The organism is Infirmifilum tikiterense (genome assembly GCF_054696565.1).
In genome coordinates this window covers 1,512,722-1,524,910 of record NZ_CP182482.1, presented here as the reverse complement: position 1 = coordinate 1,524,910, position 12,189 = coordinate 1,512,722, and the positions used below count along the sequence as shown (strand labels likewise).

At 61.9% G+C, this 12,189-nt stretch carries 13 protein-coding genes; 8 read left to right on the top strand and 5 right to left on the bottom strand.

The window, feature by feature from the left end; all coding sequences use genetic code 11:
* The first annotated feature begins 29 nt into the window (after positions 1 to 29).
* Complete coding sequence (locus ACNO7C_RS08375; protein WP_460024654.1) at positions 30 to 302, top strand: hypothetical protein; 273 nt, start codon at positions 30 to 32, stop codon at positions 300 to 302.
* A 3-nt stretch (positions 303 to 305) separates the two neighbouring features.
* Here the strand turns inward: ACNO7C_RS08375 and ACNO7C_RS08370 are convergent, their stop codons facing one another.
* On the bottom strand, positions 306 to 1,748 hold the full coding sequence (locus ACNO7C_RS08370; RefSeq protein WP_460024653.1) for an MATE family efflux transporter: 1,443 nt from the start codon (positions 1,746 to 1,748) through the stop codon (positions 306 to 308).
* Positions 1,739 to 2,284 carry an NUDIX hydrolase gene (locus tag ACNO7C_RS08365; protein WP_460024652.1) on the bottom strand — a complete coding sequence of 182 codons (546 nt, stop codon included), beginning with the start codon at positions 2,282 to 2,284 and terminating at the stop codon, positions 1,739 to 1,741. The genes ACNO7C_RS08370 and ACNO7C_RS08365 overlap by 10 nt, the downstream gene beginning before the upstream one ends.
* A 177-nt stretch (positions 2,285 to 2,461) precedes the next feature.
* On the opposite strand from ACNO7C_RS08365, the gene ACNO7C_RS08360 reads away from it, so the two are divergent.
* The 4 genes from ACNO7C_RS08360 (at position 2,462) to ACNO7C_RS08345 (ending at position 5,263) form a co-directional block, all read left to right on the top strand.
* Entirely contained in the window at positions 2,462 to 3,412 is a 951-nt protein-coding gene (locus ACNO7C_RS08360; protein ID WP_460024651.1) for an ABC transporter substrate-binding protein, read from the top strand.
* 71 nt (positions 3,413 to 3,483) lie between these two features.
* Positions 3,484 to 4,149 (top strand): ABC transporter permease, encoded by a 666-nt coding sequence (locus tag ACNO7C_RS08355; protein WP_460024650.1) that lies wholly within the window; start codon positions 3,484 to 3,486, stop codon positions 4,147 to 4,149.
* Complete coding sequence (locus ACNO7C_RS08350; protein WP_460024649.1) at positions 4,139 to 4,834, top strand: ABC transporter ATP-binding protein; 696 nt, start codon at positions 4,139 to 4,141, stop codon at positions 4,832 to 4,834. Before ACNO7C_RS08355 ends, ACNO7C_RS08350 begins: the two co-directional genes overlap by 11 nt.
* A 51-nt stretch (positions 4,835 to 4,885) precedes the next feature.
* On the top strand, positions 4,886 to 5,263 hold the full coding sequence (locus ACNO7C_RS08345) for a DUF4870 domain-containing protein (RefSeq protein WP_460024648.1): 378 nt from the start codon (positions 4,886 to 4,888) through the stop codon (positions 5,261 to 5,263).
* Positions 5,264 to 5,430: 167 nt separating this feature from the next.
* Here the strand turns inward: ACNO7C_RS08345 and ACNO7C_RS08340 are convergent, their stop codons facing one another.
* Positions 5,431 to 6,171: an ankyrin repeat domain-containing protein gene (locus tag ACNO7C_RS08340; protein ID WP_460024647.1), complete on the bottom strand. Its 741-nt coding sequence runs from the start codon at positions 6,169 to 6,171 to the stop codon at positions 5,431 to 5,433.
* Positions 6,172 to 7,186: 1,015 nt separating this feature from the next.
* Between ACNO7C_RS08340 and ACNO7C_RS08335 the strand changes: the two genes are divergently transcribed.
* The 3 genes from ACNO7C_RS08335 to ACNO7C_RS08325 all read left to right on the top strand — a co-directional run bounded on the left by ACNO7C_RS08335 (position 7,187) and on the right by ACNO7C_RS08325 (position 8,619).
* Entirely contained in the window at positions 7,187 to 7,582 is a 396-nt protein-coding gene (locus ACNO7C_RS08335) for a PaREP1 family protein (protein WP_460024646.1), read from the top strand.
* 398 nt (positions 7,583 to 7,980) lie between these two features.
* Entirely contained in the window at positions 7,981 to 8,127 is a 147-nt protein-coding gene (locus ACNO7C_RS08330; RefSeq protein WP_460024645.1) for a hypothetical protein, read from the top strand.
* 84 nt (positions 8,128 to 8,211) lie between these two features.
* The gene (locus ACNO7C_RS08325; RefSeq protein ID WP_460024644.1) at positions 8,212 to 8,619 is read left to right on the top strand and encodes a nucleotidyltransferase domain-containing protein; all 408 of its coding nucleotides are present in this window, start codon (positions 8,212 to 8,214) and stop codon (positions 8,617 to 8,619) included.
* 165 nt (positions 8,620 to 8,784) lie between these two features.
* Here the strand turns inward: ACNO7C_RS08325 and ACNO7C_RS08320 are convergent, their stop codons facing one another.
* Both ACNO7C_RS08320 and ACNO7C_RS08315 read right to left on the bottom strand, forming a co-directional pair.
* Positions 8,785 to 9,423, bottom strand: coding sequence for a hypothetical protein (locus ACNO7C_RS08320; RefSeq protein WP_460024643.1), 639 nt, complete (start codon positions 9,421 to 9,423; stop codon positions 8,785 to 8,787).
* Between the two features lie 337 nt (positions 9,424 to 9,760).
* Entirely contained in the window at positions 9,761 to 12,088 is a 2,328-nt protein-coding gene (locus tag ACNO7C_RS08315) for a DUF389 domain-containing protein (protein ID WP_460024642.1), read from the bottom strand.
* Between the last annotated feature and the right edge of the window lie 101 nt (positions 12,089 to 12,189).

Sequence of the window (12,189 nt, the reverse complement as noted above, 5' to 3'; positions counted from 1 at the left end):
CAGATCTACCTCTGATCCTACCTAGAAGCATGGTCTCCCCCCTTGAGCTGCCTGGTGCGAGGCTTAGGCTCCTAGAAGCGCTGAGGAGGCGTGGGCTCTACGCGCACATGCACGCTTACGAGTACATCCTGGGCTACCGGGGCAGGATCGTGGGCGTTCTGCTGGTCGAGCCCAGAAGGCTCTCAGCCACCCTTTACTCCGCCGACAAACCCCCCGAGGAGCTTCCCGCCTTGGTTCGGGAGGCACTCGCGGAGGTAGACCCGTCCGTGAGGTTGGAGCTCAAGCCCACGTGGGAGGCATAAGCGCTAGCGGCGAGCAAGGACCCCGAGAGCGGTCTTCGCGAGTCTCCTGAACCAGCCGTCTATGAGGTAGAGGACGGTGAAGTAGACCGCGCCCCCCGCTACAACGGCGAGGAAAGCCTCCCTGATCCTCCACGGGTTGATGTACACGGCGGTCAGGCACATCGGGACGGATGCGGCAGCGTATCTTGTCGCTGAGCCGGCGACGCGGCGGAGGCTGACCTTACCCCTGGCGAGAGAGTAGAGCATGAGGAACGCCGCGGCCTCGGCGGCGAGCCACGACGCGCGAGCCCAAGCAGCAACCTCAACCTCCCCCCTCGTGAGGAAAAGCGCCACCAGGACACCCGAGACGCCGAGAACCGACCTGACAAGCCCAACCACGACCGTCCTGAAGATGTAGGTCCCGCGGAGCGCAGCCGGGTCCAGTACCTCGATGTCACGCCTCTCCATTCCTTGAAGCACATCCGCCAAAAGGCCGTTGACGACGCCGACGAGCGAGGCCAGGGACGCCGCCACGAGAGCCGGGCCGGCGACAGCGTAGTCCGGGTTAAGCAGGTAGAGGAGGTTCGGCGCCAGCGCGATGGCCCCGAAAGCCGTCGGGACTCCCAGCAGCAGGGTGAACCTGAGGACCTCCTCCACCCTCTCCCCCGCGTTCTCGTGCGACTGGAGAAGGCTGGGGTACAGCCCGCGGCCAAGAGTAGAGGAGTAGCTGACGAGGTTCGAGAACGTCAGGACAACGGTGTAGTAGGCCACAGCCCTGTTAGAAGCGAAGTGGGAGATCAGGGGCACGTCCGCCATCGCCACGATCGATGCCGGCAGCCCCAGGGCGTTCACCCACGAGTAAGCCAGGATCCTCCTGGCGAGCTCGAGGCTCGGCCTCCGCGCGAGGTCTCTCCTTGTGAAGGCGACCAGTAAAGCCGTCTGGCCAGCGTGCCCGGCTAGGACGGAGAGCATCGCCGTGATCAGCGTTACCCTGGCTGTGGTGGCGAAGAAGAGGGCTGCCAGGAGCTTCACCGTCTCGAACACGAACTCCGACACAGCAGCCAGAGGGGGGTTTACGGCGTAGAGCGCAGAGTACATCGCGCCGTTGAGGTAGAGGAAGGGGAGGTACGCGATAGACAGCAGCACGGCCTCGTAGGGGACGCCGAATGAGCTGCTGATCGCCCCCGAGAGAGCCCACAGCAGGGCCATAGAGAGGAGCGAGAACGCCGACGAGAGGGTGAGCCCTGTTGTGAGGCTCTCAAGCACCCCCCTGGCCCTGAACCTCGTAACCCAGTAGTTGACTACCGTAGCCATGCTGGCGTAGGAGAGCACTGACGAAACCACGCTCCAGGCCCCGAACTCGCTCGGCCTGAGGTTACGCGTGATGACGAGTACGAAGCCCGCGCCCACCAGGACGCTGTACAGCTTCTCGAGGTAGAACAGCAGCCCGGTCCTCTTCAGCCCCACAGCCCCCCACGCTCCCTAGCAGAAAGATAGAGGAGCACGCCTGCAACCGTCTTGAGGTCCCCGAAGCCGCCGCCCACCCGCCACAGGTACTCCTGGGGGCTCATCTCCACCACCCTGAGAACCTCCCCGGGCTCCGGGTGGGCCTCCGCGTGCTCGAGCCTGCCTGCGAGGAAGAAGTGCAGCACCTCGTCGCTGTAGCCCGGAGCCACGCTGAAGCCACCAAGGTACCTCCACTCCCCAGCCCTGTAGCCCGTCTCCTCCTCCAGCTCCCTCTTAGCCGCCTCAAGAGGGCTCTCACCGGCCTCCAGCCTCCCAGCAGGGAGCTCCACGATCCACCTCTGGAGCGGGGCCCGCCACTGCTCGACGAACACGAGCCTATCCTCGCCCCTAACCGGTATGATCACCACCGCCTGGCCGAACTCCACCACGTCCCTCACGTACGTCCTACCGCCGACCCTGACCTCGCGGCGGAAAAGCCTCACCCTCCTGCCCTCGCAGAGCAGCGTGTCGCTGACTGTTTCAGGCGTGTTGGACACGAAGGCTCATATCCACCGACCTATAAAATATTTTCATCGAGATGGTTACAATGAAAAAGCATATATACGCTATGATAAAAATCATAGCGGTAAGATTATGAAGCAGACTGGAGCAAAGAGGTTCAATATAGTCGCCTTCTTGCTGGTGGCTATGATAAAAATCATAGCGGTAAGATTATGAAGCAGACTGGAGCAAAGAGGTTCAATATAGTCGCCTTCTTGCTGGTGGCTCTCGCTTTAGTCGGGGCCGCGTACTTCTACTTCACTAACCAGCCTCAGGCAAAGCAGAAGACGGTGCTCCGGATCGCAACCACCACGAGCGTTGACGCGACAGGTCTCCTCGACGCTTTGAAGAAGGAGTTCGAGTCCACTTATCCTGACATCAACGTCACCTGGGTCGCAGTCGGGACCGGCCAAGCGCTGCAGATAGCGATGAGGGGGGATGCTGACATGGTCATAACGCACGACAGGCCGTCCGAGGAGCAGTTCATAAAGCAGGGTTACGGCGTCCACGGTATCTCCTTCGCCTACAACGACTTCGTGATCCTAGGCCCCCCTAACGACCCAGCCGGGATCAAGGATGCCAAGAGCGCCGCGGAGGCCTTCAGGCTGATAGCGCTGGCGGGGGAGCAGGGCAGGGCAGTTTTCGTGTCGAGGGGTGACAAGTCCGGGACGAACCTCAGGGAGCTGAGGCTCTGGGAACAGGCGGGGGTGAACGCCACTGGCCGCCCCTGGTACAAGGAGACCGGGCAGGGCATGGCGCAGACGCTCATGGTCACCGACCAGCTGAGGAACGCCTACACGCTCAGCGACAGGAGCACCTACTTGGCATTCAAGGACAAGCTCTCACTCGCGGTGCTCTTCCAAGGCGACCCTGCTCTCCTAAACATATACAGGGCAACCCTCGTCAACAGCACCCGCTTCCCGTGGGTTCACTACGACGCGGCCTACAAGTTCGTGAAGTTCCTTATCTCCCCCAGAGGGCAAGCCTTAATAGGTAGCTACACTAAGGGCGGCGCTAAGCTGTTTAACACATGCTTCGGCAACGTCTCCAAGCTCGGCATCGTTGACCCATACGAGGAAGAGCAGATCGCCTGGTGGAGGGAGCAGTTGCAAAAGGACCCGTGAACCCTCTCACGGAGCCTACCCCCCAAAGCTTTTTTCCGTGCCCCCCTACGATACCAGGAGGGCGGTTCGTAGTGATCGACGCGACGCTGAGCGAGGTAGTCTCGATAACCCTTCTATCTTTACGTGTCTCGGCGACGGCCGTAGCCCTATCCTCAGCCTTCGGGCTCCCGCTGGGGGCGTTCATCGCCAGTAAGGAGTTTAGGGGCAAGCACGTCACAGTCACCGTGATAAACACGCTGATGGGCACGCCCCCCGTTCTCCTGGGCCTCCTCCTCTACCTCCTCCTCTCCCGCCAAGGCCCCCTCGGCTGGACAGGCCTCCTCTTCACCCCCGAGGCCATGATCGTCGCCCAGTTCCTCCTGACCCTCCCGATAACCACGGGCCTCACCATCACAGCGGTCGAGTCGTTGCCCAGGGACCTCAGGGAGCTCGTGCGCTCGCTGAGGGCCAGCGCCCTTTACGAGGCGCTACTCCTCCTGAACGAGTCCCGCGTCAACCTCCTGGGCGCGGTCCTCGCTGCGCTGGGCCGGGCGATATCGGAGGTGGGGGCTGTTATCATCGTCGGGGGAAACATAAGGTACCAGACACGGGTCCTCACAACAGCCATCGTCTACTACACGAACGCCGGCGAGTTCGACACCGCGATCGCTCTCGGCGCGGTCCTCGCCCTCGTCTACCTCGCCGTCAACACCGCCGTGATCATCCTGAAGCTCAGGGTGGGGAAGAGTGCCGCTTGAAGCACAAGAGGTGTCGAAGAGCTACGATGGAAGACCCGTGCTCAAGAGCGTGAGCCTGATCGCCGAGAGGGGGCAGGTGACGTGCCTCATAGGCCCCAACGGCTCCGGAAAGACCACCCTCCTCCGCATACTCGCCCTCCTCGAGAAGCCTGACTCCGGGAGGATCCTCCTCGACGGGGCGGACCTCTCGATCAAAGTCAGGGAGCGCGCTGCCAGGATAGCCTACATGCCCCAGAGGCCAGTCGCCCTGACCGCAAGCGTCTACGGAAACGTATTCCTACCCCTGAGGGCAAGCGGCGTCCCTGGCCCCGAGGCCTCGAAGAGGGCGAAGAGGTACCTAGACCTCCTAGGCCTCACTGAGCTCGAGGACAAGCCCGCCCAGAGGCTCTCCGGGGGGCAGCGGCAGCTCCTCGCCATAGCGAGGGCGCTGGCGCTGGAACCAGACCTGCTCCTGCTCGACGAGCCGACGAGCCACCTAGACCCCTCAAACGCCTCCAAGGTGAGAGCGCTGATAAGGGAGTACGTTAAATCGCGTGGCATCGTAGCGGTCATCGTCTCCCACTCCCCCCAGGAGGTCGCGGAGCTCTCCGACAAGACCGTGCTGCTCTTCGATGGGGCCGTGAAGGGAGTCTACGCGCGGCAAGCCGTGAGCGAGGAGCTACTAAAACTCTTTTACTCCTACTGAAAAACCCTCAAGCAGCAAAAAGCATATAAAGAACGAATGTGAAAATATATCATGGCACCGACCAGGCTCGGGCTGGACGAGAAGGCTGAAGCCGCCCTCAGCTACCTCCTCGGCGTGATAACTAGCTGGATCTTCCCCTTCCCCATAAACATTATCCTCGTCCCAGTAGCCGGCATAATCTTCCTTATCCTCGAGCCCGAGAACTACTTCGTCAGGTTCCACGCAGCCCAGTGGACGCTGGCGGCGATCACGTTTATCATCCTCACCTTAGCATTACCCTCCCTCTGGATCCTGTGGAGCCTCCTCCGCCTCATAGTCGTCATAATCGGAATCATCAAGTCGCTACAAGGGGAGCTCTACAAGTTCCCATTCATCGGAGACCTAGCAGAACAGTTCATAAAGCCACCACCCCCACCTCCCCCACCCTGAAAAACCGAGATTTTTCTCGTACGAAAGCCAGCTTAAGGCAAGGGTAGCGGGTCCTCCAGGAGCCAGACGTGCTCGCGTCCTGAGGTCGATCCACGCAGAGGCCTCCAGCAACGCTTAACTCCAACCGCAAAACTCCGTAGCCGCTCTATCAGTGTTTCACGGGCCCCTCACCTCCAGCAGTACTTCGCCCAGGGCTCTACTGGGGCGCCGCAGCTCGGGCAGGCGCGTAGCGTCGCGCGCTCCCGGGCCGGAGAGCGCTCCGCCCGCTCAGCCGCCTCGAGCCAGACTACCCTCCTCTCCTCCACGCCCCCGCTCCTCGCGACAACGGCTACGGGCAGCCTGCCAGCCGTCTTCGGCTTAACGGGGACCTCGACGGGGCCCTCAGCCTCGCCAGGGTCGATCCACTCCACATCCCCCTCGAGAAGAAGCCTCGCCCTGCCGCCCAGCCTAACCCTCAAAACACCCCACTCACCAGCAGCCAGTTGAGGGGCCTCGACCGACACGAGGAGCTGCTCCACACGCTGGCTTTCCACGGGCCTCTGCTTAGCTGGCTGAACCAACCGCCCCCGCCTCGCCGACTTGAGGAGCTTCATGACTTCCCTGTGCCCTCCCTTCCTCGCGAGGTCCAAGGGAGTCCTCCCCTTCTTATCCCTCGCGTCGACGTCCGCCCCGCTCTCGACGAGCAGCCTAGCAACATCCAAGTAGCCTTCCATAGCGGCCACGTGCAGCGGCGTATAGCCGAATTCGCTCCTGGCGTCGACGTCTGCGCCGCTCTCTACGAGTAGCCTAGCAACATCCAGGTGGCCCCGAGAAGCGGCCAAGTGTAGCGGCGTCCGGCCAGACTGCTTGAGGAGCTTTCTAACCTTTTTCAAGTCCCCCTTAGCCGCCGCGAGGTGGAGCTCGCTCATCGATTGGGAGTGCTTGTATCTTCCTAAAAACTTGATGGTCGTGGTGTCGGCTTGAGAGCTTCAAGGTTTTCGGTAATTAGACCAGGGCATGGGCTTCAAAGTTCCTCCGGTGGCGTGCTTTGGAGGCTCACGCAGCTTCCCAGCGCTTCACGGGAAAAGTTGTGCGGCACAGACCGCGCCAACCAGGGTGCAAGCAAACGCGCTTGTAGCTGGCAGTTGCACCAGCGGGAATTAGTCGTGGGGCTAAAGCACACCGCTCAGCGCTTTTGAGCGGGCTTTGAGCTACAACGGTGGTGTCGCTTTGAGCCTGGAGCGGCGCGACAGAAGCTACTCGGAACAAACGGCACGTCTTTTCGCGGTGTTGGGGCAGCTGTCGCCCAGACCCCTGATCCTCCTCTGGAGCTTCGATGTAACCCGTGGTTGGCGCTTCACTCCCTCGTGCTGGAGCACCGAGTGTGTTGCCTCGGATCATACGTACCTGGGGCTACCGCCTCCACGTTCCTGCTAGCTTCCACCTCGTGCTGCCTACTTGAGGCTCTAACACGCTGTAACTAGGACGAGGGAACGCTAGGGGTCAGTTCTCGCTCTTTAGACCTCCACTAACCTCATGTGCTAATGCTCCGGAGGCCATAGCGCTCGAAGCATAATAACTCGTGCGTGCACCCCTTGGCGAATAGTGCTCTTAGGTGGCGTTGATCCGTTCTCTTCGGCTAGTAAGCTGGTAGCCTCCGTGCATTTGCTGTGTACGCAACGAATCTATGAGAGTCTAAGGTGTTGCCAAAGCGGGGGTTGAGGCGCCTCGCGTAATACTTCGCCGATGCCCTGGGGCATTAGCCCGTTTTTCGGCTTCTCCTGAAGTGCGACTGCTCGAGCGGGGCTTGCGTGTGTTGTTGAGTCGCTCGCTACCCTGTGCTGAGCCCCGATTATCACGGGGGTATTTATGCCAGCGGGCTTCTTTTCAGAGGGGTGTGTCGTGGCAGTTCGTGCAGGAGGCGCTGAATACGAGCGAGTCTGGGTGTGTGAGCATGTCGAGTTCGCGGAGGCCTACATGAGCAGGGCGCTTGAGCTACTTGGGAAAGGCAACCCCTACGACGCCGCCGAGAAGCTCTGGGCCTCGGTGCGGCGTGTCACCCTCGCGCTTACCGAGCTCGCCCTGGGCCGCGTGGCGCCCGAGAGGGGTGAGACGTGGAGGGCGTTCATCGCGAGAGCGCTCCGGGTAGCCGGCCTCGAAAGCGGCCGGGCCGAGGAGCTGGCGTTAGTGTTCGTCGAGGTCCGGGACAGGCTGCACGGGGCTGTCTTCTACGGCGCGGTGTACGAGGAGCAGGAGCACAAGCCGGTGTTCGAGAAGGGCTTCGAGTACGTGAGGGTCGTTGCCGGCCTCGTCTCCAGGCTCGCGGGCGCCACGACCTGATGCCTCGCCTGCGCTGGGGCAGGCTTTCAGCTTTCCCCGCGGGTTCGCTTCGGGGTTTTTATAGCTCGTCCGCGGGTTAGTGGGTGGGTGTGTGCTCCTCCTTTTCTGCCCCCACTGGCCCCCTTAAATTTTTCGTCATCTTTCTTCGGCCTCGGGGTCGCCACACGGGGGCGACGCATCGCCCTCTTCGGGCCTGCCCCTCTCGGGGCCTCCGGGGAGGAGCACCCGGCGGCCGCCACGCCTCAGCGGCAGCAGCGGCCAACTGCCCTACACCTCAATCGTGGCGGTGCTGCAGGGGTTTATCTCCCTTTCGCTGTGAACGCTGAAAGTGAAACCACTCGCCGCACCTCCCAGGAAGGTGCAGAGGGCTTAAAAGCGGGCACCGGCTGGTGAAGGCGTTGCCGGGGGTGGGAGACACCTACCACTGGTACAACGTGTGGATAAGCGAAGGGAAATATGGGTGCGACTTCTTCCGCGCTTATGGCTACGTGCGCAGGGCGAGGGTCTGCAGCCACATCGCCACCGTCATGCTTTATAGGAGGTAGCTGAGGCTCGGAGCCTAGCTCACAAAGACAATATTTTTCATAGTGTTCCAGGGGGGTTATATTCTCAGAGAGGTTTTGAGTACCATGCACAGCAGTGAGAAGCTGAAGGATAGCGCCGAGGTCCTAAGGAGGCTTAGCCGGGTCGTTGAGGACCCGGAGCTCCTCGAGGGCCTCTGCGCCATCATAGCCGATCTGGTGGAGGCCTTCAGGCCGCTCTCCGTCGTGGTCGCGGGCTCCCTGGCGAGGGGGAGGTTCGTGAAGGGGGTTAGCGACGTCGACCTGCTAGTGGTGGTCGAGCGCGTCAGGGACGAGGACAGGTTCCACCTGAGGGCTGTGGGCTCCACAGACGTGGAGATCACCGTGGTGGGACTCGACGAGCTCGTGGAGGCGGTGGGGCGCGGGAACCAGTTCTACAGGGAGTGCCTCGACGGCGTGGAGGTGTACGGCGAGCTTCTCCCGGAGCTGAGGCGCCGAGCCGGCCTGCACAGCTAAAAGCGCTCAAGGCCTGTCGCAGGGGATTCCCTTTTGCCCCGCAGTTGAGCGTCGGTTGTTAGTGGAGGCTCTTCAGCTACAAGCCCCTCAGGGGGTCCGGCGTCTAAGCTTGTGAGACTTCTAACCTGGAGGCTTCGAGAAAAAAATTAACGGGTGAAGGCTGGCTTAGGGCGGGGGTAGCGAGTTCTTCAGGAGGTGGACGTGCTCGTCTGTGAGGTCGGCCTGCGCGAAGGTCTCCAGCGATGCCTGCCCGCCCCTTACCGCGACCCTGTGGAAGAGGAACTTCTTCGCCGCGAGGTCGGCTGTGAAGACCCTCAATTCGGGTAGCGACTCGAGGTAGCTGGACAGCTCCCTGTCGGCCAGGACTGCCTGAAGCCTGTTGGTCGCGAGCCACGTCCTTACGTGGATCACGAGCCTGCCCCTGAAGCCGCTCCCCGACAGGGCCCTCAGGAAGTCGACGGTGTGCCTGTTCACGTCGGACATCCTGCTCTCGCCGCCGAAGAGGATCATGACGGTGTCTGGGCCCCAGGAAGCCACGCGGGAAGCGGTCTCGCGCGGGTTCGCGGGGTTGTACTCGAAGACGGACACCAGCTTCTCCCTCCTCCCGTTCAGCGCCCAGTAGGTGGCCGCGGTGGCCGATGCTATCGAGAGGCATATCCTGTCGTTCAAAGGCACCAGCGCAACCCTGCCAGCGCCCTTGAGCAGCTCAGAGCCGATGAAGTACCCGGTCAATGCGCGCAGGTAGACTTCTTCGCCGATTGTAAGCAGCCCAGCTGTAGCACCCTTATCCGACAACTTCCTCACCGCTCGGACCAATTCGTTTAAATTTATAAATATTTGGTTGGTATATCTAACCATGAAACGCGTATATCAGTTAGGAAAGAAAAATCATCATCTACCCGTCTAATTCTATCGAGGGTAAACGCGCGATAATGAGGGCTGTGACACGCTACCTGAGAAATCCAGCGCAGCTACCTCTGCTGAGAGGGAACAGGGGTGCATTTTAGCGGCGGAGGGCTCAAACGCTGCTACACCCATCCTTCAGTAGAGGAAAATCGAGTTTACATCAAGGCCCGCACCTTTGATGGTTTGCGCGGGCACCTCCTCGAGGTCCCGGATCATTTTTGTGCGAGGCGGGAGCTTAGGGTGGCTTGATGGTGAGGTCTATGCTCACGTGTACGTCCACGCCTGTGAGCGCGCGTATGGCCTCTTCGATCATCGCCTCCAGCCCGCTGACCCGCGATAGCTCTTCGAGCCTGTTCACGTCGAGCCGGACGACTGCCCTCACGGCGTTCGCCCCCTCAACGCTGAGCTCCACGTCCTCCGGGAGCACGCCCAGGTGCGAGGCGACGACCTCCCTGGCGAGGAGCGTGAAGCCCCCTGCTAGCCTGCGCCGGGCTTCCAGCTGCGTGAAGGCTGAGGCGCTGTTAACCAGCACTAGGGTCAGGGTGAGCACCACCAGGAGCTTCGCCAGTAGGGTTGCTTCCCTCCCCCTTATCGGCTTGTAAAGTGCCACCCCGATGGCGGTCGCGAGGGCCACGGTGAAAAGCGCTGCGATGGAGCTCAGCAGGTGGATCCCGAGGATGTAGCCGAGGCTAAGCCACAGGAGGAACGAGGAGACAGCAACCCACGCCAGGCTCCCGGGGCTGCCTCTCCTCCTGTACTCCCTCACTTGGGAGGCTACGACTGCCGAAGCGGCGATTGCGAGCGCTGTGCTGGCGAGAAGCGCGGCCCACCTCGGCATAGCTGTCGGGAGGAGGGCTGTAAGGCTGTCCGCTACTGCCGCGATGACTGAGGCGTGCGCGCTGGAGAGGAGGTTGGATATGGTGCTCGTCGCCAGCGCGGCTAGGCCGAGGGAGGCTAGGGGGAGGAGGGCCGTCGAGTAGATCCTCCTGCCTATTTTCGCTAGAGCGTCGCCCAGGGAAGCCCCCCTCGCGACCCCTAGCACCGCGTCTGCCCACGCCTCGACAAGGGCTAGGGACCCGAGGAGGGGGTTCCGGCCCCCGCCGTGCCTTTCCCACACGTGGCGGAAGACAGGTGCGAGTATGTAGATCTTCGCCACCAGGTAGCCGGTGATCATGAGGGCTAGCACGTTGATAGTGAGCAGGGAGGCTGCCCCGGTGAAGAGGCGGGGGTTGAGCATCGCTAACGAAACGCCCACCGCCGCGGCGGGCGGGACGAGAGCTATGGCTATCGCGGCCCCCACGAGGGGTCCCACCTCTCTCCTGTAGATCATTGAGAGGGACGCTACAGCGCCTGCGCACATCGCCACGGCCGCGTCGGCTAGGTTCGGCGAGCCCCTGGCCTCCAGCTCGGGGGTCGGCTGGAGGGGCACGAAGAGGCTGGCTGCCAGGGAGATGGCGAGCGAGGATAGAACTATCACCACTATCCCCACGGCGGTGTCCCTCAGCCCCCTGTAGAAGTAGCGCAGCGCCTCGCTGTTGCCCGGTGTGCGGGTTGCTAGGCTTGCGGCCCCCGCTACGGCGACGCCCATCAGGCTTGAGAGGAGCATCGAGCCTATTATGGCGGTCACGTTGTTGGTCATCAGGCCGATCGAGGCGAGGAAGGTGGCGAGGATGAGCCTCAGGTAGCCTCCTGGCTTCTCGAAGGAAGTGATCTCGCCTCCCGCGGCCTCGAGGATCTCGGATGCGTGCGCTGAGACCGCGTCGAGCACTTCTCCGTCTGGCTTACGGTCGGAGACGAGGCTGACCAGCTCGCGGTAGTCAGCCGCGTAGAGCGGGTAGAGTGCGACGAGGAGGAGCACAAGGAGCAGGAAGGCTGCGGCGAGCTTTGCCCAGAGGTAAGTTGCGTCGGCGGGGAACTTGAGCGAAGAGTCCAGGGGGACGAGGGCCGACCACACGAAGAGCTCGTAGCCTCCGGCAGACGAGGCGAGCCCGTATACTCGCTCTATGGACCTGTAGAGGTCTCCGTAGAGCAGGGCAGCTTCCTTAAGGTTCTCCCGAGCTGCCACTAGCGCCGCTAGGCGGCTTAGACCCGTGTAGATCCTACTCCTCTCGCTGTCGATCTCGCCCAGGAGGGTGGAGTTCCTGACGACCGGCCTAACCCTGGAGAGCTCGCCCTCAACCTCGGACAGCCTGGAGACCAGCCGTAGCAGGCTCGCACGCGAGGGGGCAACGTACACCTCAGTGCTCGAGGCTGCGCTCGCGCTCGCCGCGGATACGGTGACCGCGGCGGTGTAGACGCCAGGCTGGAGCCTGACGACGGGCACCGCGACGTAATCGGAGCCGCTGAGGTTAACCCGTAGCGTCTTCTCGAAGGCCAAGCCACCACCCTTGAGGCTCAGGCTCACCTGGGTAGGCCCGGCGACGCCGGTCACTCTAACGGTGATGTCGAAGCCTGCTGAATCGTCAACCCACCTTGGTACTTCGAGGAGCACCTGAAGCGGTTGCGCAAGCAGAAGGGGCGGGAAGAGCAGTGTGAGTAGCAGAACGCCCGCTGTCCTAAGCACAGCAAAGCAGATGAGGGCCCGCTTAATAAGCTTGCCTCACCGAACATAACATAAGATAAAAAATAAATACAAGTGTTAAAAAATAAATTTCCTGTATGAGG